Source organism: Termitidicoccus mucosus, from assembly GCF_038725785.1.
Taxonomy (GTDB): Bacteria; Verrucomicrobiota; Verrucomicrobiia; order Opitutales; family Opitutaceae; genus Termitidicoccus; species Termitidicoccus mucosus.
In genome coordinates, this window is the sequence record NZ_CP109796.1 from 6,416,981 (window position 1) to 6,439,916 (window position 22,936).

The 22,936-nt window shown below is 63.1% G+C and carries 20 protein-coding genes; 17 read left to right on the top strand and 3 right to left on the bottom strand.

The genetic code is table 11. The features are described 5' to 3' along the window. The first annotated feature begins 90 nt into the window (after nt 1-90). The 6 genes from OH491_RS22630 to OH491_RS22660 all read left to right on the top strand — a co-directional run bounded on the left by OH491_RS22630 (nt 91) and on the right by OH491_RS22660 (nt 6,073). A complete protein-coding gene (locus OH491_RS22630; RefSeq protein ID WP_068768922.1) occupies nt 91-765 on the top strand; it encodes a TetR/AcrR family transcriptional regulator in 675 nt (224 codons plus the stop codon). After that, nucleotides 743-1,729 (top strand): HlyD family secretion protein, encoded by a 987-nt coding sequence (locus OH491_RS22635; RefSeq protein WP_334319050.1) that lies wholly within the window; start codon nt 743-745, stop codon nt 1,727-1,729. The genes OH491_RS22630 and OH491_RS22635 overlap by 23 nt, the downstream gene beginning before the upstream one ends. A 207-nt stretch (nt 1,730-1,936) precedes the next feature. Beyond that, a complete protein-coding gene (locus OH491_RS22640) occupies nt 1,937-2,890 on the top strand; it encodes an ABC transporter ATP-binding protein (protein WP_068768920.1) in 954 nt (317 codons plus the stop codon). Then, nucleotides 2,887-4,020, top strand: coding sequence for an ABC transporter permease (locus tag OH491_RS22645; protein WP_068768919.1), 1,134 nt, complete (start codon nt 2,887-2,889; stop codon nt 4,018-4,020). Before OH491_RS22640 ends, OH491_RS22645 begins: the two co-directional genes overlap by 4 nt. Before the next feature lie 213 nt (nt 4,021-4,233). Further along, complete coding sequence (locus OH491_RS28265) at nt 4,234-5,274, top strand: nitroreductase family protein (RefSeq protein WP_425429206.1); 1,041 nt, start codon at nt 4,234-4,236, stop codon at nt 5,272-5,274. Nucleotides 5,275-5,395: 121 nt separating this feature from the next. Then, nucleotides 5,396-6,073, top strand: a complete 678-nt coding sequence (locus OH491_RS22660) for an energy transducer TonB (protein WP_068768918.1) — start codon at nt 5,396-5,398, stop codon at nt 6,071-6,073. A gap of 96 nt (nt 6,074-6,169) precedes the next feature. Here OH491_RS22660 and OH491_RS22665 read toward each other — a convergent pair whose 3' ends face one another. Both OH491_RS22665 and OH491_RS22670 read right to left on the bottom strand, forming a co-directional pair. Then, on the bottom strand, nt 6,170-7,603 hold the full coding sequence (locus OH491_RS22665; RefSeq protein WP_068768917.1) for an MFS transporter: 1,434 nt from the start codon (nt 7,601-7,603) through the stop codon (nt 6,170-6,172). Between the two features lie 147 nt (nt 7,604-7,750). Then, nucleotides 7,751-10,396 (bottom strand): glycoside hydrolase family 88 protein, encoded by a 2,646-nt coding sequence (locus OH491_RS22670; RefSeq protein ID WP_334319049.1) that lies wholly within the window; start codon nt 10,394-10,396, stop codon nt 7,751-7,753. A gap of 263 nt (nt 10,397-10,659) precedes the next feature. Here OH491_RS22670 and OH491_RS22675 point away from each other — a divergent pair, with 263 nt between their 5' ends. Beyond that, nucleotides 10,660-11,724, top strand: a complete 1,065-nt coding sequence (locus tag OH491_RS22675) for a LacI family DNA-binding transcriptional regulator (protein WP_068768916.1) — start codon at nt 10,660-10,662, stop codon at nt 11,722-11,724. Between the two features lie 279 nt (nt 11,725-12,003). Beyond that, a complete protein-coding gene (locus OH491_RS22680; RefSeq protein ID WP_068768915.1) occupies nt 12,004-12,798 on the top strand; it encodes an RNA polymerase sigma factor in 795 nt (264 codons plus the stop codon). Nucleotides 12,799-13,068: 270 nt separating this feature from the next. Here OH491_RS22680 and OH491_RS22685 read toward each other — a convergent pair whose 3' ends face one another. Beyond that, nucleotides 13,069-13,575: a DUF3016 domain-containing protein gene (locus tag OH491_RS22685; protein ID WP_334319048.1), complete on the bottom strand. Its 507-nt coding sequence runs from the start codon at nt 13,573-13,575 to the stop codon at nt 13,069-13,071. 140 nt (nt 13,576-13,715) lie between these two features. On the opposite strand from OH491_RS22685, the gene OH491_RS22690 reads away from it, so the two are divergent. The 9 genes from OH491_RS22690 (at nt 13,716) to OH491_RS22730 (ending at nt 22,833) form a co-directional block, all read left to right on the top strand. After that, on the top strand, nt 13,716-14,021 hold the full coding sequence (locus OH491_RS22690) for a hypothetical protein (protein ID WP_145928575.1): 306 nt from the start codon (nt 13,716-13,718) through the stop codon (nt 14,019-14,021). Between the two features lie 119 nt (nt 14,022-14,140). Next, a complete protein-coding gene (locus OH491_RS22695; RefSeq protein ID WP_068768912.1) occupies nt 14,141-14,542 on the top strand; it encodes a hypothetical protein in 402 nt (133 codons plus the stop codon). Between the two features lie 65 nt (nt 14,543-14,607). After that, nucleotides 14,608-14,946: a hypothetical protein gene (locus OH491_RS22700; RefSeq protein ID WP_334319047.1), complete on the top strand. Its 339-nt coding sequence runs from the start codon at nt 14,608-14,610 to the stop codon at nt 14,944-14,946. Then, the gene (locus OH491_RS22705; protein WP_068768910.1) at nt 14,943-15,401 is read left to right on the top strand and encodes a periplasmic heavy metal sensor; all 459 of its coding nucleotides are present in this window, start codon (nt 14,943-14,945) and stop codon (nt 15,399-15,401) included. The genes OH491_RS22700 and OH491_RS22705 overlap by 4 nt, the downstream gene beginning before the upstream one ends. Nucleotides 15,402-15,403: 2 nt before the next feature. Further along, entirely contained in the window at nt 15,404-15,991 is a 588-nt protein-coding gene (locus OH491_RS22710; RefSeq protein WP_068768909.1) for an RNA polymerase sigma factor, read from the top strand. 147 nt (nt 15,992-16,138) lie between these two features. Next, nucleotides 16,139-17,491, top strand: coding sequence for a TolC family protein (locus tag OH491_RS22715; protein ID WP_068768908.1), 1,353 nt, complete (start codon nt 16,139-16,141; stop codon nt 17,489-17,491). Next, nucleotides 17,488-18,936, top strand: coding sequence for an efflux RND transporter periplasmic adaptor subunit (locus tag OH491_RS22720; RefSeq protein ID WP_068768907.1), 1,449 nt, complete (start codon nt 17,488-17,490; stop codon nt 18,934-18,936). Before OH491_RS22715 ends, OH491_RS22720 begins: the two co-directional genes overlap by 4 nt. A gap of 52 nt (nt 18,937-18,988) precedes the next feature. After that, nucleotides 18,989-22,336, top strand: a complete 3,348-nt coding sequence (locus OH491_RS22725; RefSeq protein ID WP_068768906.1) for an efflux RND transporter permease subunit — start codon at nt 18,989-18,991, stop codon at nt 22,334-22,336. 116 nt (nt 22,337-22,452) lie between these two features. Continuing rightward, a complete protein-coding gene (locus OH491_RS22730) occupies nt 22,453-22,833 on the top strand; it encodes a hypothetical protein (protein WP_068769774.1) in 381 nt (126 codons plus the stop codon). The last annotated feature ends 103 nt before the right edge of the window (nt 22,834-22,936 follow it).

Consider the following 22,936-nt stretch of genomic DNA (forward strand, 5'->3'; position numbering starts at 1 on the left):
TTCACAACCATGTTTCATAAATGGCGTGGATCAATGAAAGCTTGACCTGTGGAAACTGATAATACTTTTTAAGTTTCCCAAGGAGAATTGATGAAGATGACGGCGGCGGCGAAAAAATCCGGAAAGACGAAAACGCGGAGCGGCACCCTGGCCGCGGCGGACGAGGCGGCGCGCGCGAGGATTCTCGAGCAGGTGGAGCGCGAGTTGTTCCTGCACGGCTACAGCGCGCTCACGATGGATGCGCTCGCGCATGAACTGGGGATGAGCAAAAAAACCCTGTATCGCTATTTCCCGGGCAAGGACGCGATGGTGGACGCGGTGATCGAACAGTTTGTGGCCTCGCTGCGCTCCGAGGTGGATGCGAGGCTGCGGGAGGAACGTCCGTTTGTCCAAACCGTGGCGGATCTGCTGGCGACCGCCGCGCCGAGAATCGCTCGCCTCAGCGAGCACGTGCTGCGCGACTTGCAGCGCTTCGCGCCGGAACTGCACCGGAAGTTCGAGGACTTGCGCGGAAGCCATTTCCCGGCGGTGTGGAGCGCCTTGCTGCGCAGGGGCGTCGCGGAAGGAGCGGTGCGCGCGGACATCGACACGGATTTCGCGGCGCATGTGATGCTGAACGCGCTGCGCTCGTTCACGCATCCCGATGTGCTCGCCACGTGGGGACTTTCACCCGGTCAGAGCATCGCGCGGCTTTTGAACCTGGTCATGAACGGCCTGCTCACCACCAACGGACGCAAATTCTATGAGAAACATTTCGGGCAATAATACAAAAGCGGGCGCGGGCGGAATGTCCGTGCTGCTTTTCGGCGTGCTGCTGCTGGCCGGTTGCGCGAAACGCGACGCGGGAACGTGGCAGGGCTATCTGGAGGCCGAGTTCGTGCAGGTGGGCGCGCCGTTGCCCGGCCGGCTGGAGACGCTGTCGGTGGCCAAAGGACAGCGCGTGGAGGCGGGCGCGACGCTGTTCGCGCTGGAGAGCGTGGCGGAGCGCGCGGCGCTGGGGGAGGCGCGGGGCGCGTTGCGGTCGGCGGAGGCGCGGCTGGCGGACTTGGAAAAAGGGGCGCGCCCCTCGGAGATCGCGGCGGTCGAATCGCAACTCGCCGAGGCCAGGGCTCGCGCGGACATGGCGGCGCTGGACCTTTCAAGGCAGCAGCAATTGCTCGGCGCGACGGTGATTTCCCAGGACGACTACGACCGGTCGCGTCACGCGAGCGAGGCGGCCGCGGCGGCGGTGGCGCAAATCGAGGCGAACCTGGAGACGGCGAAACTGGGCGGGCGGGCCGACGCGGTTGCCTCGGCCCGGGCGCAGGCGGCATCCGCCCGCGCGACGGTTGACAGGGCGGAGTGGAACGCGTCGCAGATGGCGCAGGCGGCGCCGCGCGGCGGACTGGTGTTCGACACTCTGTATCGGGAAGGCGAATACGTGGCCGCGGGGCGTCCGGTGGTGGTGCTGCTGCCGCCGGAGTTTTTGAAGGTGCGGTTTTTCGTGCCGGAGGCGGCGCTGGCGTCGGTGAAAAGCGGCGGAAGGGTGCGGGTGGCTGTGAACGGGCCGGGCGCGCCGCTGGAGGCGCGGGTGAGCTATGTGTCGCCCTCGCCCGAATACACGCCGCCGGTTTTATATAACCGGGAAAATAGGGCGAAGCTGGTGTTCATGGTCGAGGCGGTTTTCGCCGGCGAGGCGGCGCGCGACCTGCACCCGGGGCAGCCGGTGGACGTGAGGCTGGCGGAATAGTTTATTATGAACCGCGAAGGGCACGAAGGATGCGAAGAGAATTTTTATAACCGTTAAAATCGCCAAAGGACGCGAAAATAATACAGGATGATAAATAACCACATAGACCCGGTGTTTTTTAGGAATAATAAATTTCATTTATTAAATCTTCGCGGTCATGAGATTTTTCGCGATTTTTTGCGTTTTTAGCGGTTTATATATCCACTCATGGACCTCGTCATTGATGTGCAGGGAATCACGAAGCGGTTTGGCGGCAAGGTGGTCGTCGACGGTCTCGACATGCAGGTGAGGCGCGGGGAGATTCACGGGTTTCTGGGACCGAACGGCTCGGGCAAGACGACGTTCATCCGCATGCTGTGCGGATTGCTCACGCCGGACGCGGGGAGCGGAACCTGCCTGGGGCTGGACGTGCTGCGGCAGCAGGCGGCGATCCGGTTGCAGGTGGGTTACATGACGCAGCGGTTCAGCTTTTATGAGGATTTGAGCATTCGCGAGAACCTGGATTTCGTGGCGCGGCTTTATGCTGTGCCGGACCGACGCGCGGCGGTGGCGGAGAGCCTGGAGCGGCTCGGACTGGCGGGGCGGAGCCACCAGCTCGCGGGGCAGCTTTCGGGCGGATGGAAGCAGCGGCTCGCGCTGGCGGCATGCCTGATCCACCGGCCGAAATTGTTGCTGCTCGACGAGCCGACGGCGGGCGTGGACCCGAAGGCACGGCGCGAGTTCTGGGACGAGATTCACCAACTCGCCGCCGAGGGGCTGACGGTGCTCATCACGACACATTACATGGACGAGGCGGAACGGTGCCACCGCATCGCGTATATCGCCTACGGCAGCCTGCTCGCGCGCGGCACGGTGGACGAGGTGATCGCGGGCGCGGGGCTGGGCACGTGGGAGATCAGCGGACCGGATTTGCCGCGCGTGGCGGCGCGGTTGCGCGCGCTGCCGGGGCTGGAGCAGGTGGTGGCGTTTGGCAACACGCTGCACGTGAGCACGCGCGACCGGGCGCTCGCGGAGGCCAGCCTGGCGGAGGCGTTTCGCGGCGGCGCGCATCGTTGCGAGGAGGTCACGCCGGGGCTGGAAGATGTGTTTATCAGTTTGATGAGCTCGGCGCGGGATAATTTCGAGGGGGCGGAAACGCGGAGGAGCCCGTCCCGATCATGAGCCGGTTCTCGCCAGGGCGTTTCTGGGCCATCGTGCTGAAGGAGTTTATCCAGATGCGGCGCGACCGCGCGACGTTTGCGATGATCGTGGGCATTCCGGTCGTGCAGTTGTTGTTGTTCGGCTACGCGATCAACTCCGACCCGAAGCATCTGCCGACAGTCGTGCTCGATGCGGATGGCGGGCCGTATGCGCGCTCCATCGTGCAGGCGATGCGGCACAGCGATTATTTCGAGGTTCTGGACAACGCGGCGTCCGAGGCCGGGGCTCGCGAACTGTTGCAGCTCGGCAAGGCGCAGTTCGTGCTGAACATTCCCGTGGATTTTTCGCGGCGGCTGCTGCGCGGGGAGCGCCCGGCGGTGCTGCTGGAGGCGGACGCGACCGACCCGGCGGCGACGGGGCCGGCGTTGTCGGCGATGTCGCTGCTCATGACGAATGTGCTCAACCGCGATTTGCCCGGGCCGCTGGCGGAATTGCACGGCGGCGCCGGGCCGGTGGAGCTGATCGTGCACCGGCATTACAATCCGGAAAACATCACTCAATATAACACCGTGCCTGGGTTGATGGGCGTGGTGCTGACGATGACGATGGTGATCATTACGGCGCTGGCCATCACGCGCGAGCGCGAGCGCGGCACGATGGAAAACCTGCTCGCCACGCCGGCGCGCCCGCTGGAGGTGCTGACGGGGAAAATCCTGCCGTATATCGCGGTGGGCTACATCCAGGTGTCGCTGGTGCTGGGGGCGGCGCGATTGCTGTTCGATGTGCCGATGGTGGGGAGCGTGGCCCTGCTCTACGCGGTGGCGCTGGTGTTTATCGCGGCGAACCTGTCGGTGGGCATCACGTTTTCCACGCTGGCGAAAAACCAGCTCCAGGCGGTGCAGATGGCGTTTTTCTTTTTTCTGCCGTCGCTGCTGCTGTCGGGGTTTATGTTTCCGTTTCGCGGCATGCCGGAGTGGGCGCAGGCCATCGGGAGCTGTCTGCCGCTGACGCATTTCCTGCGCATCGCGCGCGGCGTGCTGCTGAAGGGCGGCGGCTTCGCGGACATTGCGCCGGAGATATGGCCGATTGCGTTGTTCATGGTGGTGGTGATGGCCGTCGCGCTGAAGCGGTATCGGCAGACGCTGGATTGAGGCGAAATAAAACCTGTTTTATACGCAATCCGTGTCTCCTTTTATGGTGGAATTGCGTCTATGATTCATCGTGTCCTCCACCCTCAATCCGTTCACGTCATGAAATACTTCTTCGCTGTGCTGTCCGTCCTCGCGGCCGCCTCGTTCCTCAATGCCCAGACGCCCGCCGCCATCAAACTCAACGCCCCGGACAAAACCCGCGGGGCAAATGTCATGCAGGCGTTTGCCGACCGTCATTCCACGCGCGAGTTTTCCGACCGGGCGCTCAGCCTCCAGGATCTCTCCGACCTTCTCTGGGCCGCCAACGGCATCAACCGTCCCGACGGACGCCGCACCGCCGCCACCGCGAGCAACAAGCAGGATATCGATCTCTACGCCATCCTGCCCGACGCCGCCTACCTTTACGACGCCAAGGAGCATGCCCTGAAACCCGTCGCCACCGGCGACCTCCGCCCCTTGGTTGCCGGCGCCCAGAAATTCGCGCTCCAAGCCCCCCTTCACATCGTGATGGTTTCCGATTTTTCCCGCTTCGGCAACGCCGGCGACCAGCCCAAGCGCCTCTGGTCCGCCCTCGATGCCGGCATCGTTTCGCAAAACATCGCCCTCTTCTGCTCCGGCTGCGGCCTCGCCACCGTCCCGCGCACGACCATGCAATCCGACAAGCTCAAGGACGCCTTGAAACTCACCGACACCCAGTTTCCCATCCTCAACAACATCGTCGGCTACCCCAAACAGACCGCCGTCGCCGCCGCCGCGCAGGCCGGAAATCTCCACAACTTCAAGGTCCGCGACATCAACGGAGACAACTTCGACCTCGCCTCGCTCAAGGGCAAAAAGGTCCTCGTGGTCAACGTCGCCTCCAAATGCGGCCTCACCAAGCAATACACCCAGTTGCAGGCGCTCTATAAAAAATACGGCCCGGACAAATTCGCCATCATCGGCTTTCCCGCGAACAACTTCGGCAAGCAGGAGCCCGGCACGGATGCAGAAATCAAGGAATTTTGCACCACGAGCTACAGCGTCACCTTTCCCATGATGTCCAAGATTTCCGTCAAGGGTGACGACATCCACCCGCTTTACGCATGGCTGACGCAGGCCGCCGCCAACGGAAAACAGGACGCACCCGTCACATGGAATTTCCAAAAATTCCTGATAGACGAAAACGGCAACTGGGCCGGCGTCGTCCCGCCAAAGACAACCCCCGATTCGGAAATCATCACAAACTGGATCGAAGGCCGTTCCGCCGTCAATTAAGGGCAGTTCAAAAATCAGGCGCCGCAACGGCGCCCGGATTGAAAGGAAATTTTTTCGAACCGCTCTTAATAAACTGTCTGGTGGCGCGTGATAAGGGTGAACCCTCAACAAAGGAGCCGCCATGACAACCAGACTTATCCTCCCCGGAATCTTCGCCGCAGCCACGCATGCGTTTGTGCTGCTGGGCTTCAACAATGGTGACACGCCGATAATCACTCCCGATAATGGGGTGAAAATCGAGCCGCCGTGGACTCCATCCACGCCTCTGCCGCCCGACCCGCCGGTGCGGGATGACTATGACAAGGGACCGGCGGACAAAATCGAAGTGACCGCACCGCCGTTGCCCGGAGTCAATCCCGTGATCACAAATCCCTTGGACGGGCTGCCGACGACGCCCCTCGTGTTTAATCCGTATTATGACAAAAATCTGACCGGCCCCATTACCACTATCCCGCCGGGCCGCCCGGGAGACGGCGACAGGGACGGCAAAGAGGGGAAGCCCGTGGTTGATTTCAGCATGCTCGACGACACCCCGAACACGCGCTTCCGCGCCGCGCCGGTGTATCCGCACGCGGCGAAAAGCGCGGGCATCGAGGGCTCGGTGACGGTCGCCTTCGTGGTCGATGAAAAGGGTTTCGTGACGGATGCGCGCGTGGTGGAGTCCACCTATCGCGAGTTCGAGGAGCCGACGCTGCGCGCGGTGAGCAAGTGGCGTTTCGAGCCGGGCCGCAAAAACGGCGTGCCGGTGCGGTTCAGGATGCATGTGCCGATCGTGTTCAGGCTGAACGATTCGGAATAGGTTTTCGGCGGGGACAGTAGCAGGGAACAAAAAAGCCCGCCACCGCGTTCAGGAGCGCGGTGGCGGGCGAATTTTTAATGAACAAATACGGAACGATCAGAGATCCGTGATCGGTTTATATTTCGGCACGAGGGCCTTCATGATCGTCCAGCCGATCAGATAGGCGATGGCGCAGATGCAGAAAATCACGAAATACCCGGCGGGTTTGCCCGTGAATCCGAAGAAGACCATGTTGGTCTCGCCGGCATAGTCGAAGAACTCGCCGGCTCCTTTGTTCATGATCATCGAGGCGATGCCGCCGGCCGCGCCACCGATGCCGGTGACGGTGGCGATGGCCGCCTTGGGAATCATGTCGCCGATGGTGGAGAAGAGATTCGCGCTCCATGCCTGGTGCGCGGCGCAGCCGAGGCTTATCATGAGCACCGCCAGCCAGGGCGAGACGGTGCCGAGGGGCTGGGCGAGGAGGACGAAGAGGGGGAAGAACGCGAAGATGAGCATGGCTTTCATGCGGGCGGCATAGGGGTTTTCCGCGCCTTTGTTTATAAACAGGGTCGGAAGTTTTCCTCCGAATATGGAGAGCACGGTGACGATGGCGTAAAGCGCGAATATCATCGCCATGCCGCGGCCCTCGGTCATTTTTATATCAAATGTCTTTAAATAGACGGGCATCCAGAAGAGGAAGAACCACCACACGCCGTCGGTCATGAACTTGCCGGCGACGAAGGCCCAGGTCTGCCGGAAGGTGAAACATTTCAGAAAGGAGATTTTTTTCCCGGCGGCCTCCCCCGGCGCGGGCGCGGCGGCGGATTCGTGTTTGTCTTGTTCGATGTATTCAAGCTCGGCGGCGTTCACGAAGCGGATTTTCTCCGGTTTGTCATACATGAACACCCACACGCCCATCCAAATAAAACCGAGCGCGCCGATGATGATGAAGGCCATTTCCCAGCCAAAGTGTTTTGCGAGCGGCGGGATGAGAAGCGGGGAGGCGAGCGCGCCGACGGAGGCGCCGGCGTTGAAAATGGAGGTGGAGAAGGCGCGGTCTTTTTTGGGGAAATACTCGGCGGTGACCTTGATGGCGGCGGGGAAGTTGCCCGCCTCGCCAAGGGCGAGCACGCAGCGGGCGACGAGGAAGCACCATGTGCTCACGGTGGCGATGAGCACGGCCACGTCGCCCGCGGCCTGCGCCAGCTCCGCCGCGCTGCCCAGTCCCACATATGCTTCCGTGATGATGCCGCAAACGGCGTGGAGGCAGGCCCCGACACTCCACACGCCGATGGCCCAGAGGTAGCCGCGTTTGGTGCCCAGCCAGTCAACGAAGCGCCCGGCAAAGAGCATGCAGATGGCGTAGGCAAAGGAGAAGACACCGGTGATATTGCCGTAGTCGGCATCGCTCCAGTGAAACTCGGGCATGATGAAATCGGGCGCGGTGAGGGAGAGCACCTGGCGGTCGAGGTAGTTGATGGTGGTGGCAAAAAACAGCATGGCGCAGATGTACCAGCGGTAATTTGTCATTTTGGGCGGATTACTCATAGGGGGATTGTGGAGGTTCGGGTTGCTATGCAGAGAAGTGAATATTTACGCCAGACAAGGCGCGGGGATGGCAAGCGCGCTTCTGGTTAATTCGTTTGACAGGGTGTGGGAAAGGCAGGGCAGCCTCCTGCCTTTCCATGATTTTTTTTATTTTCGGACAACCCGCACATTGGTCTTGGTGATGTTTTCGACATGTTCGAGGAAGTCGTCTTTTTCCACGCCTTCGAAGGTGCAGTCGCGGATGGTGATGTCGCGGATGGGCGCCTGGGCGAAGCCGCGCAGGTAGATGGCGTGGGGGCTGGATTTGCTGGTGACTTTTTCGATGAGGACATTGCGGAGGACGGGCATGTAATCGCCTTTGTCGCCTTCCTCGTATTTGAAGTCGACGTGGACGACGGCCTTGCCCACGCGGCCGACCTGGATGTTGCGGAAGAAAATATTCTCGATGACGCCGCCGCGGACGGCGTTGGTCTTGAAGCGGAGGGCCTGGTCGAGGTTGGGGCTGTCCATGCGGCAGTTTTCGGCGAAGACGTTGCGGCAGTCGCCGGAGATCTCGCTACCGATGGTGACGCCGCCGTGGCCGTCCTTGAAGTCGCAGTTGCGGATGATGATGTTTTCGGAGGGCACGGCGACGCGGCGGCCGTCGTTGTTGCGCCCGGACTTGATGGCGATGCAGTCGTCGCCGGTGTCGAAGGAGCAGTTTTCGATCAGGATGTCGCGGGAGGACTCGGGATCGCAGCCGTCGTTATTGGCGCCGTGGGAGCGGATGGTGACGCCGCGCACGGTGATGTTTTGCGAGAGCACGGGGTTGATTTCCCAGAAGGGCGAGCGGAGGATGGTGACGTCCTCGATGAGGATGTTTTTGCAGCGATAGGGCTGGATGAAGGGCGGGCGGATGTATTCACCGAGTCCATACACGCGTTTGGAGACGTCCATTCCGGCGATGGGCCGGTCGGCCTCGGCCATGAGTTTGTTGCGGCTGGCGCGTGCGAGAGGGATTTTGGGCTTGGTGTTCTCGTCGAGTTTCACCCATCCCCACCAGTTGTCGTAGCCGGCCTGTCCGTCGAGGGTGCCTTTGCCGGTGATGGCGATGTTTTCCTGTTCGTAGGCGTAGATGAGCGGGGAGAAGTTCATGAGCTCCACGCCTTCCCAGCGGGTGAAAACGACGGGCATGTAGCGTTGCGGATCGGTGTGGAAGAGGAGCGTGGCGCCTTCGTCGAGGTGGAGGTTGACGTTGCTTTTGAGGTGGATGGGACCGGTGAGGAAGGTGCCGGCGGGGACGAGCACGCGGCCGCCGCCGTCGCGGTGGCAGGCGTCGATGGCGGCGCGGATGGCGTCGGAGGCGTCGCCTTTGCCGTCGGTCGGGGCGCCGTATCGGGTAATCGGATACTCATGGTCGGGGAAGACCGGGGCCTTGATGCGGGCGAGGATGGCGGGCATGACGGTCGTCCACGGGTCACCGGCGGTGGCGGTGGGGGCGGCGGAGGTTTTCGCGTCGCCGGCGGCGGGCGGGAGCGGGGCGAAAAGCGTGGCGGGGATGGCGGAGGCGGGGGTGTCGATGCGGAGGAGGCGGTCGAGTTCGATGCCGGCAAAGACGAACGGGCCGGTGCCCTTGGCGTCGTTGTTCACGATGGGCTCGCCGATGTAGTAGTCGTAGGAGCCGTCGCGTCCGTAGCCGAGGCCTGAGACTTTACAGCATCGGGTGAGGGTGACGGTGCCGTCGGGCTTGGTCTCGATGAGGTGGTTGATGATGCCTTCGTAGCCTTTGAGGACGGCGGGCAGGTAGGTGTCGCGTTCGAGCCAGCCGTGGTTGATGGCCTTGGCCATGGCATAGACAAACATGCACGAGGCGGTGGCCTCGCGGTAGTTGCCCTCGCGTCCGCCGAAGACGGTGACCTGCCACCAGAGGCCGGTCTCGGGGTCCTGGTATTTGACGATGCCGGCAAGGGTTTTTTGGAGGATGGCGATGATGTCGGCGCGTTCGGGATGGTTTTTCGGGAAATTTTCCAGCACATCGACCATGGCCATGGCATACCAGCCGATGGCGCGGCTCCAGAAGTTGGGTGAACGGCCGGTGGTCTTGTCAGCCCAGTCCTGGGTGCGGCTTTCGTCGTAGCCGTGATAGTGGAGCTGCGCGGCCGCATCCCAGGAGTGTTTGTCCATGAGCTTGATTTGCTTCGCGACGTCGTCGAAGTCGGCGGGTTCGTTGAAAAGGGCGCCGAACTCGGTGTAGAAGGGCGAGGCCATGAAGAGGCCGTCGAGCCACATCTGGTGCGGGTAGCGCTGCTTGTGCCAGAAGCCGCCGTCGGAGGTGCGGGGATGGACGTTGAGCTGGTCGCGGAGGACTTGGGCGGCGTTGCGGTAGCGTTGCTCCTGGGTCACTTTATAGAGGGTGAGGAGGGCGCGTCCGGGAGCGATGTTGTCGATGTTGTGGTCGGCGAGTTTGTATTTGCGGATGGCGCGGCCATCGTCGTCGAGGAATGAGTCGGCGGTTCGTTGCGCGAAGGGGAGGTAGCGTTTTTGCCCGATGCGCGCGTCGAGATTGAGGAGGGAGTTGAGGAAGAGGAAATTCGCGTAATCCCAGCTCCCCGTGGGGAAGGACATGCGGTTGTTCTTGGCGAGGCGCGCCATTTCGGAGTCGCCAAGGCGCACGGACCATTCGAGCGGGGTGGAGCCGGCGAATTTTTGGACGGTGGCGGGCGTGGATTTTTTCGGGCAGCAGGCCGTGAACGCGAAAACAGCGGCGAGCGACACAGCCAGGCAAGCGGGGAGGCGGATGGGTGTGGTTGTCATGATTTTGGGAAAGGCAAGGGGGCGCGGATGGAAGACGTTGAAGGGATGGGAGAGGGTAGGCCGGCGCGTCTTGGCGAGGGCAAAACAGGCCGCGCGCGAAGGTCGCATCGTTGGGGGAAAACGGGCATTGTCAATGTTTGCTGGACTCGTGTCCTTATTTTATTTGTTGGACTGTCCGGATGGTGCGGCCAGTTTGGGAACTACACGTGTTGACGCGCACTTATTGACATCGGCGCTTCCGTATCTCATCACAAAATTTTCCCGTGAGCAGTTCCAATTCCAAAACTACCCCCGCCAAAATCATTCGTTCCACCTCGGAATTTGCCGCATATGTGGGATTGGCTCGCACGACGGTGTCCCGCGTGCTCAACGGCCAGCCCGGCCTGAAGAAGAAAACCATCGACCGGGTGCAGCGCGCGATTGAGGAAACGGGCTTCGTGCCCAACGCTTACGCGCTCCACCTCAAGGGCAAGCGCCCCGCGACCGTCGGCGTGTGCATGCAGAACATCGCGTTTCCCCCGCTCGTGCAGAAACTCGCCTCGCTGCACCGCAAGCTCCGGGAGCGCGACGTGACCACGTTTATCGAAATCGTGGAAGGCGGCGACAGCACGAGCATCATCCGGCATTTCCTGTCGCTGCGCGTGGATGCGGTGGTTTTCATGGGTTATTTCGACGAGGATCGCGTGGCGCAGCACCTGCGCGGCCTGAGCACCAATGGAACTCCCAGCCTCGTCATCGACCATTTCGGCATCAAGGGCGCCAACACCATTTACCTGGATCGCGCGCGCGGCATGGCCGCCCTCACGAACCACCTGCTCGACCATGGGCACCGGCGTTTCGGTTTGCTCGGTTACTCGGAAACCTTTCGCAGCACATTCGAGCGCGAACGCGGCATCCGCGAGGCGCTGGCGGCGCGCGGATTCTCGTTCGAGGAGAGCACCATGAACCTCGACCACAAGCACGACCGCGGACGGGATTTCGAATACGGGCGGGCGCTCGCGCATAGTTTTATCGAGAGCAAGCGCCTTCCGACCGCCTTCATCGCGCTCAACGACGAGATCGCCATCGGTGCGATGCACGGTCTCAAGGAACGCGGCCTGGGCGTGCCCGGCGATGTGTCGGTCACGGGTTTCAACAACCAGGATATCTGCCTGATGACCGCGCCCAGCCTGACCAGCGTGGATCAGAGGGTTGACGCCACTATCGACGTGGCGGTCGATCACCTGCTCGAACATATCGGACAACCGCTTCGCCAGCGCACGTCGGTGCGGATGATCGAACCTTTGCTGGTGGTGCGTGAATCCACCGGCCCGGCCCGGCTGAAGTAGAATTGAGTTTGGAGTTTAAGTCGAAGTTCAAGGTCGGCCGCCGACGCCGTGCGTCGCACTCTTGACTCAAACTTCCAGTAATAAACCCACGCGGTTACGTGCATTTTGCAATGTTTGTCCATAGAGCGGCATGGCGTTTTGCATGATTGTTGAGTGAATTATTATGGAGGGATAGCTTAATTTATTTATGTAAAATGTCTTGTATTACAGAATCCAAGGTTGGCACATGAATTGATCTAAGGGAGCTCCAACCCATTTAACGGCTTCAGTTCGCTCCTTATGATTACACTCAACGACGATTCAATCACGGAACCCCTTGGGACACGCGCAGAGGTCACCGCCAACTCTGCCGTCGAATACCAGTCCGATGCCGCGGCAACGGAATCTTCCACTGATTCCGCGCGCGAGGCCGCCTACGATGCGAAACTGGTCGAGCGGTTTCGCTCAGGCCACGAGCAGGCGTTTGTCGAGATCATGGAACGCTATCGCGGGCGCATCTTCGGCCTCGCCCAGAATCTTTTGCGCAACGCCTCCGACGCCGAGGAAATCACGCAGGACACCTTCATCCGCGCGCATCGCGGGCTGGGGGAATTCCGCGGCGATTCCTCGCTCGCGACTTGGCTGTATCGCATCGCGCTGAACCTTTCGCGCAACCGCTATTGGTATTTCTTCCGCCGCCGCCGCCAGGATTCCATATCGCTGGAGCTGTCGCTGGGCGAGGATTCGTCCGCCACATTTTCCGACTTGATCGCGGCGGAGTCGCGCAGTCCGCTTCAGGAAACCGTCACGCAGGAATTCACGGATCTGGTTGCGCGCTGCATGGAAAAACTCGATCCCACGCACCGCGAAATCCTCACGATGCGCAACATCCTGAACCTGCCCTACGAGGAGATCGCCAACACCATCGGCATCAATGTGGGCACGGTGAAAAGCCGCATCGCCCGCGCCCGCGAGAACCTGCGCAGGCTCATGGTGGACGAGGCTCCTGAGTTCGGCCCGGAGCCGACCGGGGCCGCGGATTTTTTCGAGCATTCCCGGACGATCCACGGCTGCCTCGCGATCGCTTACGCGTGATGCCGTGGTCTTGGTGAACGGGGATACCGCGGGCCGGACTCGCGTGCGACGCCTGTTTTGCGGAATCCGTTGACAACTTCGCGCGGCAGCGCACCGCAACGCGGTTTTTGTTTTCGGGAAAGAGTCAGCGACGCTTCGCTCTTTCTGTTTTGACGCAGGCCGCGATGCCTGCGCTACGGCGCGCTGTTGCGCGAACTGGTTAACAACAGAACGAGAGCATACGTGGGAAAAGAACGGTTTTTCGCGTCCCTCCTCTCCCTCTGCGGAGCATCACTTTTGGGCGCCGGCCAGGCCGGAAAGGTCGTCGCGGGTCCAGTTGTCGATAAGCGCCTTCTCGTAGCGCAAGGTTTCGCTGGAGCGCATCGTGGCGACGGGATCGTTCATGAAGTCGAGGTTGCGCAACTGGCGCGTGCCTTCGCGCACGGTCGCACCGGCGGCGTCGGTCACCTTGAAGCCCAGATTGATGCGCGGGGGGTAGATTTGCTTGATGACGCGGATGTCCATCGCCGAGGGACCGCGTCCGGGCTCGAAGTCGCCGGCCATGTCCACATCGGTGATCGTGACGGCGAGTTTCTGCCCGTCGCCGAGGAACCGGGAGGCGTTTTCCTTGATGTGGTCGGCGAGGTCCTCGAGATAGCCGTCGCGCACCTTGTCGAGCGAGCCGGTGAACGAATCCTTCACGTCGGTGAAGTTTTCCGGATGCTCAAAGGTCACGGTGACGTTCTCGGGTCTGGAGGGCTGCAGGGGCGTGGTCGCGCAGGCAGCAACGAAAAGCATGGAAACGAGGAGGGGGACGATTTTCGATTTCATAGACAGGCAGGACGCGGGAGATGGGAAAATGATACGCAAGATAACCTTATACCGCGGACAATTCAAGCAGGGTTGGGTTGCGACAGCGCGCGGTCCGGCTAGGTTCCATGCACGAGATTTCCGAACCGATGTTTCCCAATCGCACGAATTCGCTCAAGGGCGGCAGGCGCGTCCATGCCCGGGATGCGTTTATCGAAGGCATTGCCGTGAACGGCCATGGCCGGACCCCGCGGGAGCGGCGGATGCGGTGTTATCTCGTTGCGGGGTGGGTTTTGCTGGCCGCGAAGTGCGCGGCGGTCTGGTGGGCATGCGCCGAGTATGAGGCGCCGTTTCATCCCTTGTGGATCGTCGGGCCGACAGTGCTGTTTGGCGCTTTGTGCACGCTGGTGTGGTGGCGGCGGCGCGTGACCTGAGCGCCCGGCCGCCGCCGGTTGCGGGCAAGATATCCCGCGAGGGTTTTTGCGGGGAGCGGAGTTATACCTGTGCAGGCGCGTTTTGGCGCGCCGCATTTCCAACAAAATACCGAACTCCCATGAATACATCCAACAAGATATCCAAAATCCTCGGACGAGGCTCGCTTCTGGTTCTGTTTGCCACGGCCGCCCTTTCCAGCGCGCATGCCCGTCCCGATCCCGATTATTGGCGGCGGACGCAACAGAACCGGTGGAACCAGAACGTGACGCAAACCAGTGTCCCGGCTCCGGCCAGCAAGGAGTGCGCCACGGCCCGCACGGAGGCCGTCACGGATCTCCGTCCGGCGATGCCCAACGGCAAGGGGGCGCTGAAACGCGTCGCGGCGGGCTCCAGGCAGGTCTGCGACTCCTGCGCCACCACCACCGTGATGAAACCGAGCCTGCGCAACGGCAAGGGGCCGCTCCGCCCCGTGCAGATCACGTCCACCCACATTTGCGACGCCTCCTGCAAGAAGGCGTAAAACCAAACCGGCGACGCCCGCGTTTTCGCCCGCTCTCCCGGCCAGCCAAAACCTGATCTTTGCCCATGAAAACGGATTCCGATCTCAGTGAGTTATTGCGTGTGTGGAAGGTGGAGCCGACGCCGGCCCCCGGCTTTCAGCGCGCCGTGTGGTCCCGAATCGAGCGCCAGAAGGCGCGTCATTCCCGCGGTGTGTTTTCCATCCTGCGGGAATGGTTCGTGGTCAAGTTGCCGCAGCCGCTCCATGCCGCCACGGTCATCGCCCTCTTTCTGCTTTCCGGCCTCGGTCTCGCCAACCTGGCCGCTTCGCGCATCGAACGACTGGAGGCCGTTGCGCTCAAGGAGCGTTATCTGACGTCCATCGATCCTCTCGCAAAGGCAGGCGAGGAGCTGCGCCGCCCATGAAAAAGTCGATTGTCATTCTGGCCGTGGCCCTGACCGTCGGCGCGCTGGGCTGCCTCTGGTATTTTCATCATTTGCGAGCCGGGGCCGCCCCGCTCGATGAACTCTCCTGGCTGAAAAAAGAGTTCGCCTTGGACGAGCGCCAGTTCGCCGAGATCGAACGCCTGCACCAGGCTTACATGCCGGTTTGCGACGCGCACTGCGCCGCCTACCTGCAAGCGCAGCGGGAACTCGCCGCTGCGCTGGAGGGAAGCACGATTTTCACGCCCGGGATGGACCGGGCGCTGGAGACCGCTCGCCGGATCGAGACGGAGTGCCAGCGTTCCATGTTGAAGCACGGCTACGAGGTCGCCGCCGTCATGTCGCCCGCGCAGGGCGCCCGCTACCTCGCGATGATCAATGCCCGTCTGCGGATGACCGATCACCAGGGGATGACGCCTCATCGGGAGGCCCGCTGAATATGACGCCGGACGATGTGCCCACCGACGATGCCTTGATGGCGCGCTTGCAGGCTGGCGACGAGCGGGCGCTGGACGAATTGATGACGCGATGGGAGCTTCCCGTCCGCCGCTATCTGCACCGCCATCTTCAGAACGAGGCCGCCGCGCTGGATATCGCGGAGGAGGCATTTGTCCGCGTGTATCAACAGCGGCATCGTTTTGCGCCGGGCAGCCATTTCACCGCGTGGCTTTTCACCATCGCGACCAATCTCGCCCGCAGCCATCACCGCTGGCGCGCGCGGCATCCGTCCGAAGCCTTTCCCGACGGGGACGGCGGCCAGGGAGACGTGCCGGTTGCGCTGCGCGAGGACGCGACACCCGCGGATGCCTTGCGCCGCCAGGAAAAGATCGAGGCGGTGCGGCACGCCGTCTCCGTCCTGTCCGACGAACTCAGGACGGTGACACTCCTTTATGAATACGAAAACCTCTCGCATGCGGAAATCGCCTCGGTGCTGCATTGCTCGGCGAAGGCGGTGGAAACCCGCCTGTATCGGGCGCGAAAGCGCTTGCGGGCCATCCTGGCCCCCTATTTCGGCGGCGACAACTAAGACATGCCCGCTCTTCCCCAGAAACGCGCAAGGGAAGCCGCCCGCGATTTCGTTGCCCTTCGCACAGGGCCTTTCCCGCCGTCCTTCCGCACCACGATCCAGGCCTTCGGGCGCGAAGCGCGTGACTCCTCATTTTTCTCACTTCCTATGATCCCATACCGCATCATTTCCCTGGCCTCCGTGGCGGTCGTGGCGGCGGCATTCTCCTCCGGCTGCCGCACGCCGTCCTACGAGAAACGGGCGCGCGATGATGTCGCCGCCATCGCCCGGAATCTCCGTCCCGAAGGCGGCGCCGTCGAACTGCCGGTGCTGGCGTCCGCATCGCCGGCGAGCGATTATTTGCGCTTCGCCCTGCTCAAGCATCCGCAGGTCGAAGCGGCGTTTTACGAGTGGCGGGCCTCGGTCGAGGCGATCACTCCGGCGCGCTCCCAGCCCGACCCCAAGCTCACCTTTGAAGCGGACATCGCGGACATGGTGATGACCGCCATGCCGGGCCTCATGTTCGATTTCATGGGGTGGGGAAAGCGCGCCGCCATGGGACGCGAAGCCACCGCGGCCGGCGCCGTGGCTTACCGCGACTATGTCACCACTGTCCTCACCACCGCCACGGCGGTGCGCAAGGCCTGGGTGGAACTGGCTTATATCGAGGAGGCGGTCGCCCTGCGCCAGCGATCCGCCTCGGTGCTCGGACAATCCGTCGAGATGGCGCAGGCGGACTATGCCACCGGGCGCGGCATGGCCTCGCTCGAAAAACAAACCGGCATCCTGAATGAAAGCGAAAAATTGAAAACGGCGCTCGCCACGCTCGCCGACCAGCGCGTTGCGGCGCGCGCCCGTTTCAAGGCCGCGCTCGGCCTGCGCCGCGAGGAGCCCGACCCGGTGTGGCCCGCGCAGCCCTTCCCCTCCGCGCCGCTTCCCGATGAGGAGACGCTGTGGCGCCGGTTGTCCGCCGCGAATCCCCGGGTCGCCTCCATGCGGGCGATGGTGGACATGGCGGTGGCCGCGGTCGCGGTGGCCCGCCGTTCGGGCTCGCCCGATTTTACCGCGGGCCTCATGGCCGATCTCAAGGCCGACCCGCTGATGGTCCGTCCGTCCGCGACGATGACCCTGCCGATCTGGCGCGACAAAATCGCCGCGGCCATCGCGTCCGCCGACGCCCGCCGCCTCGCCGCCGAGGCGCGGCTCGACGCCGAGCGGATAGCGATGGCCGCCGAGCTGGCGCAGATGCTCTTCATGGCGCGCGAGGCCGACCGGATGATCGCCTACATCGACGCCGCGGCGCTGCCCAACATCGAACGCGCCCTCGCTTCCGCCGAGGGCGGTTATCAGTCGGGCATGGGTGATTTCGTCACGCTTGCCGGGATCCGCCTGATGGAGCTCGACATGCGGCTGGAGCAGGCCGCCGCGCGGCGCGAACGCGAAACCGCGCTCGCCGATATTTCCCTCCTGGTCGCCGGCGATGTCCCCGCCGACGGCCTTCTTCTCACTTCTTCCAAATGACCTCCGCCATGAATCCCTTCCGCCTCCTGCATCCGCGCCTGTTGACGCCTCTCGTTTCGCTGCTGGGCGCCGCCATCGGCCTGACTGCGACGACGCTCCGCGCCGCCGAACAACTCTACACCTGCGGCATGCACCCGCAGATTATCAAAAAAGAGCCGGGCAACTGCCCGATTTGCGGCATGAAGCTCACGCCCGTCCGCGCCAACGCCCCCGGAGCCTCCTCGGGCGAACGCAAGGTCAAGTATTACAAGTCCACGATGCTTCCGGGCGAAGTGAAGCCCGGCCCCGGCAAGGACTCGATGGGCATGGACATGGCGCCGGTTTACGAAGGCGAGGATGCGTCGTCCGAAAACACCATCCAGATCGACGCGGCCACGACGCAGCGGATGAACCTCAAGACCGCGCTTGTCGGGCACGGGCCGGTGCGCCGGGAAATTCGCGCGGTCGGCATCGTCGCCTACAACGAGGAAGGACTTCGCGACATCACGACAAAATACGAAGGCTGGATCGAAAAGCTGCACGTCAACACCACGTGGGCCGCGGTGAAGGCGGGCGATCCGCTCTTCGAAATCTATTCGCCCGACCTCTACAACGCCCAGCTCAACTATGCGGTCGCCGTCAAGGCGGAAGGCGACGGGGGCGGTCCGCTCACGCGCGCCGCGCTCGCCCGTTTGCAACTCTTCGATGTGCCGGACGAAGTCATCGCCCGACTCAAACGCTCGGGCGAGGCGCAGCGCACGCTCGTGTTTCGCGCCCCGGCCGACGGCGTGGTCATCGAAAAGATGGCCGTGGCCGGTCAAATGATGAAGCCGGGCGAGCAGATTTACCGGCTCGCCGACCTCTCCTCCGTGTGGGTGCAGGCGCAAATCTACGAGAAGGACCTGCCCTTCATCCGCGACGGCCTGCCCGTCAGGGTCCGCACCAGTTACGGCCCGGAAAAAACCTTCGAGGGCAGCGTGCAGCTTCTCCTGCCCCAGCTCGATGAGCGGACGCGCTCCGTCACCGCCCGCGTTGTGCTCCCCAATCCGGAGGGCTACTTGCGCCCCGGCATGTTCGTCCAGGCGGACTTCGCCTCGCAGTTGTCCGCCGACGCCGTGCTCGTGCCTGACATCGCGGTGCTGCGCAGCGGCGAGCGCAACACGGTCTTCGTCGCGCTCGACGGCGGCTTCTTCGAGCCGCGCGAGATAACGCTCGGCGCGCGCAGCGAGGGTAATTTTTATGAGGTGCTTGGCGGCCTGGCGGGCGGCGAACGCGTCGTCACCTCGGGCCAGTTCATGCTCGATTCCGAGAGCCAGCTTCGCGAGGCGATCCAGAAGATGCTGCGCAATGCGGCGGATTCCGGGCCGGAGACTGCGGCGGCCGCGCACCAACACGGCCCCGCCACCGGCCACGCGCACCACGCGGACGCCCCGGCGGACAAGCCCGGCGAACACGGCAAACCATAACCCCACGCGCCCGCCCTGATTTCTCCGCAACCCGCCCGCTCATTTTCCCGCCATGCTCAAGGCCGTCATCGAATTTTCCCTGAAGAACAAATTTCTCGTCCTCGCCGCGACCGCGGCGCTGGTCCTTGGCGGCATTTATTCGCTGCGCAAAATCCCGCTGGACGCGATCCCCGACCTCTCCGACACACAGGTCATCATCTACACGGAGTGGGCGGGGCAGGCCCCGCAGATCGTGCAGGATCAGGTCACCTATCCGATCACCACCAAGATGCTGTCGGTGCCGAACGCGACCGTGGTCCGCGGGTATTCGTTTTACGGATACTCGTTCGTGTATGTGATTTTCGAGGACGGCACCGATCCCTACTGGGCGCGGAGCCGGGTGCTCGAATACCTGAACGGCCTGCAAAACAGCCTGCCGAAGAACGTGACGCCGTCCCTCGGGCCGGACGCCACCGGCGTGGGCTGGGCCTTCATGTATTCGCTCAACTCGACAAAGCACGACCTCGCGGAACTGCGCTCGATGCAGGACTGGTTCCTCCGCTACCAGCTCGCCAGCGTGAACGGCGTGGCCGAGGTCGCCTCGGTCGGCGGCTTCGTGAAGCAGTATCAGATCGCCGTCGATCCCCGCCGGCTGCACGCCTACAACCTCTCGATCAGCGACGTGGCGATGGCGGTCGAAAAGAGCAACGGCGAGGTCGGCGGCCGCTCCATGGAGATGGCCGAGAAGGAATTCATCCTTCGTGTGCGCGGCTACATCGAGAAGATCGACGACCTCAAAAAGGTGGCCGTGGGCCAGGGGCCGGGAGGCACGCCGGTCCTGCTCGGCGAGGTCGCGGAGGTGCAGCTCGCGCCGGACATGCGCCGCGGCATCGCCGAGCTCAACGGCGAGGGCGAGACGGTCGGCGGTGTCGTTGTGGTGCGTTACGGCGTCGATACGCGCGAGGTCATCCAGGCCGTGAAGGCCCGTCTCGACGAGGCGATGAAGAGCCTGCCCGAAGGCGTCGGCTACACCATCGCGTATGACCGCACCGCCCTCATCGACCGCGCGGTGGACACGCTGAAGGTGAAGCTCGTCGAGGAGTGCATCGTCGTCGCCCTCGTCTGCCTGCTGTTCCTCATGCACCTGCGCAGTTCTTTCGTGGCGATCGTCATCCTGCCCATCGCCGTCCTCGCCTCGATCGCGATCATGTTCGGGCAGGGGCTCAGCGCGAACATCATGTCGCTCGGCGGCATTGCGATCGCCATCGGCGCGATGGTCGACGCGGCGATCATCATGATCGAAAACGCCCACAAGCACATCGAGCACGACGGGGGCAGAAAGCCGCACTGGGACATCATCCGCGACGCCGCGGTCGAGGTGGGGCCCACGCTGTTTTATTCCCTCCTGGTGATCACGGTGTCGTTCCTGCCCGTGTTCACCCTGCAGGCGCAGGAAGGCCGCATGTTCAAGCCGCTCGCGTTTACCAAGACCTATTCGATGGCGGCGGCGGCGCTCCTGTCGATCACCCTGGCGCCCGTGCTCATGGGCTACTTCATCCGCGGAAAAATTCCGCCGGAGGAAAAGAACCCGGTGAACCGTTTCCTGATCTGGCTGTATCATCCGCTGCTCGACCTCATGATCCGGTTCCGCTGGGCGGTGATTGTCACGGCGGCGTTGGTCGTCGGCTGGGTGTTCTTTCCCTGGAACGCGGTCGTCTCCCAGGCGCTGCCCGACGGCAGCCTGAAGGAAGCCGCGCTGAAACTCGGCAAGGCGTTTCCCTATCAAAACATCGGCTCGGAGTTCATGCCGCCCCTCTATGAAGGCGACCTGCTCTACATGCCGACGACCTTTCCTGGCATCTCGCCGACCAAGGCGCGCGAGCTGCTCCAGCAAACCGACCAGATCATCAAGTCGTTCCCCGAGGTGCACCATGTGTTCGGAAAAATCGGACGCGCCGAGTCCGCTACCGATCCCGCGCCGATGGACATGATCGAGACGACGATCATGCTGAAGCCCGAGGACGAGTGGCCCGCCGTGGACATCAAGGACGAGGAAGGCAGGGTGGTCGTCCGCCGGCCCCGCACCATCGACGAACTCACCACGGCGATGAACAACGCCGTGCAAATCCCCGGGCTTACGAACGCCTGGACGATGCCGATCAAGACGCGCATCGACATGCTCGCGACCGGCATCAAGACCCCCGTCGGCATCAAGGTCGCGGGACCGGACCTGCGCGAGCTGGAGCGGATAGCCGGTGAAATCGAAGGCGTGATCCGGCGGGCGCCCGGCACCAGCAGCGTGTTTGCGGAGCGGGTGATGGGTGGCAACTATGTCGAGATCGACATCGACCGCGACGCCATCGCCCGCCATGGGCTGACGCAGGGCGAGGTGCAGGAAGTGATCGAAGCGGCCCTTGGCGGCATGCCGCTCACCACCACGGTCGAGGGGCTCGAACGCTACGGCGTGATTCTCCGCTATGAGCGGGACTACCGTGAAAATCTCGAAGCCCTCGGCGAAATCCTGATCCCGGTGAAGACCGCCGATCCGGCCGGCGGCGCGATGGGCGCGGGCGGCATGGCGGCGCCCGGCGCGCAGATTCCGCTCAGCCAGGTGGCGAAGGTGCGCGTGGTCTCGGCCCCGATGGGCATCAAGAGCGAAGGCGCGGTCCCCAACGCATGGATCTACGTGGATGTCCAGGGTGTCGATATCGGCAACTACGTCCGGGGCGCACAACAGGCCGTGAATGACGCGCTCCGGCGCGGCGAGATCAAGGTGCCCGCGGGCTACAGCGTTTTCTGGAGCGGCCAGTTTGAATACATGCAGCGCGCCCAAGCCCGCCTGATGATCGTCGTGCCGCTCACCCTCGTCCTCATCATTTTCATCATCTACCTGAACACCAAGTCGTGGATCAAGACCGGCATCGTGCTTCTGGCGGTGCCGTTCTCCCTCGTTGGCGCGTTCTGGGCGCTCCACCTCACCGGCTACAACATGAGCGTGGCCGTGTGGGTCGGCATCATCGCGCTGGCCGGGCTCGATGCCGAGACGGGCGTCGTCATGCTGCTCTACCTCGACTTGTCCCACGGGGAGGCAAAAAAGGCGGGCCGGCTCCGCGCGGCGGCGGACCTGCGCGACGCCATTTACCACGGCGCGGTGAAGCGGGTGCGCCCGAAGGCGATGACGGCCGCCGTCATCATCGCCGGACTGCTCCCGATTCTCTGGAGCCACGGGACCGGCGCCGACACGATGAAGCGCATCGCGCTGCCCATGGTGGGCGGCGTCGTGACCTCGACGCTCATGGAGCTGCTCGTGTATCCGGCCATCTACTACATCTGGCGGCGCCGCGGCCTGCCTCCGACGCCGGATGCCCCGGCTCCGTCGCCGGCCGGCCCGGTTTCGCAACCGCCCTTGGCCCAGCCATGAACTTGATGCGAAAAAATAACGCCCGACCGCCGCTGTTTTTTGAAAAAATGTCCATGGAGGCGAGGGATTGGCGCGTCCACGGCGTTTCAATGAATGTCACCTATCAATCATTCATCATGACCAAGCCCATCAAATTCATCCTCGTTTCCCTCGTCGCAGCCGGACTCTCGTCGGGCGCGCTTTTTGCCCACAACGGCGAAGACCATGGAAAGACCAAAACCGCGCCCGCCGGCCAGGCTCAAACGGCGGGCTCCAAGGCCGGTTATCCGCTGGATACCTGCGTCGTCTCCGGCGACAAGCTGGAGGGCGGCGACATGGGCGGCCCCATCGATTATATCCACAAGGAGGAGGGAAAACCCGACCGGCTCGTGCGCTTTTGCTGCAAGGGCTGCATCCGGGATTTTCAAAAAGACCCGGCCAAATACCTGAAAAAGATCGATGACGCGGCCGCCGCCAAAACTGCAGGCTCCGACGGACACGGCGGGCACCATCACTGAATTCCGGTGCGGCCATCTGCTTTGGCCCCGGAAAGAGTTGGCGCGGTTTGCGAGTCGATTGGCGGATACGGCCAGTGCGCTGGCGGTATCAGGCGAGTAGAGT

Excerpts from the sequence above, each read along its gene's own strand:
- OH491_RS22630 (WP_068768922.1), top strand. The coding sequence starts at position 91 with ATGAAGATGACGGCGGCGGCGAAAAAATCCGGAAAGACGAAAACGCGG.
- OH491_RS22635 (WP_334319050.1), top strand. The coding sequence starts at position 743 with ATGAGAAACATTTCGGGCAATAATACAAAAGCGGGCGCGGGCGGAATG.
- OH491_RS22640 (WP_068768920.1), top strand. The coding sequence starts at position 1,937 with ATGGACCTCGTCATTGATGTGCAGGGAATCACGAAGCGGTTTGGCGGC.
- OH491_RS22645 (WP_068768919.1), top strand. The coding sequence starts at position 2,887 with ATGAGCCGGTTCTCGCCAGGGCGTTTCTGGGCCATCGTGCTGAAGGAG.
- OH491_RS28265 (WP_425429206.1), top strand. The coding sequence starts at position 4,234 with ATGCAGGCGTTTGCCGACCGTCATTCCACGCGCGAGTTTTCCGACCGG.
- OH491_RS22660 (WP_068768918.1), top strand. The coding sequence starts at position 5,396 with ATGACAACCAGACTTATCCTCCCCGGAATCTTCGCCGCAGCCACGCAT.
- OH491_RS22665 (WP_068768917.1), bottom strand. The coding sequence starts at position 7,603 with ATGAGTAATCCGCCCAAAATGACAAATTACCGCTGGTACATCTGCGCC.
- OH491_RS22670 (WP_334319049.1), bottom strand. The coding sequence starts at position 10,396 with ATGACAACCACACCCATCCGCCTCCCCGCTTGCCTGGCTGTGTCGCTC.
- OH491_RS22680 (WP_068768915.1), top strand. The coding sequence starts at position 12,004 with ATGATTACACTCAACGACGATTCAATCACGGAACCCCTTGGGACACGC.
- OH491_RS22685 (WP_334319048.1), bottom strand. The coding sequence starts at position 13,575 with ATGCTTTTCGTTGCTGCCTGCGCGACCACGCCCCTGCAGCCCTCCAGA.
- OH491_RS22690 (WP_145928575.1), top strand. The coding sequence starts at position 13,716 with ATGCACGAGATTTCCGAACCGATGTTTCCCAATCGCACGAATTCGCTC.
- OH491_RS22695 (WP_068768912.1), top strand. The coding sequence starts at position 14,141 with ATGAATACATCCAACAAGATATCCAAAATCCTCGGACGAGGCTCGCTT.
- OH491_RS22700 (WP_334319047.1), top strand. The coding sequence starts at position 14,608 with ATGAAAACGGATTCCGATCTCAGTGAGTTATTGCGTGTGTGGAAGGTG.
- OH491_RS22705 (WP_068768910.1), top strand. The coding sequence starts at position 14,943 with ATGAAAAAGTCGATTGTCATTCTGGCCGTGGCCCTGACCGTCGGCGCG.
- OH491_RS22710 (WP_068768909.1), top strand. The coding sequence starts at position 15,404 with ATGACGCCGGACGATGTGCCCACCGACGATGCCTTGATGGCGCGCTTG.
- OH491_RS22715 (WP_068768908.1), top strand. The coding sequence starts at position 16,139 with ATGATCCCATACCGCATCATTTCCCTGGCCTCCGTGGCGGTCGTGGCG.
- OH491_RS22720 (WP_068768907.1), top strand. The coding sequence starts at position 17,488 with ATGACCTCCGCCATGAATCCCTTCCGCCTCCTGCATCCGCGCCTGTTG.
- OH491_RS22725 (WP_068768906.1), top strand. The coding sequence starts at position 18,989 with ATGCTCAAGGCCGTCATCGAATTTTCCCTGAAGAACAAATTTCTCGTC.
- OH491_RS22730 (WP_068769774.1), top strand. The coding sequence starts at position 22,453 with ATGACCAAGCCCATCAAATTCATCCTCGTTTCCCTCGTCGCAGCCGGA.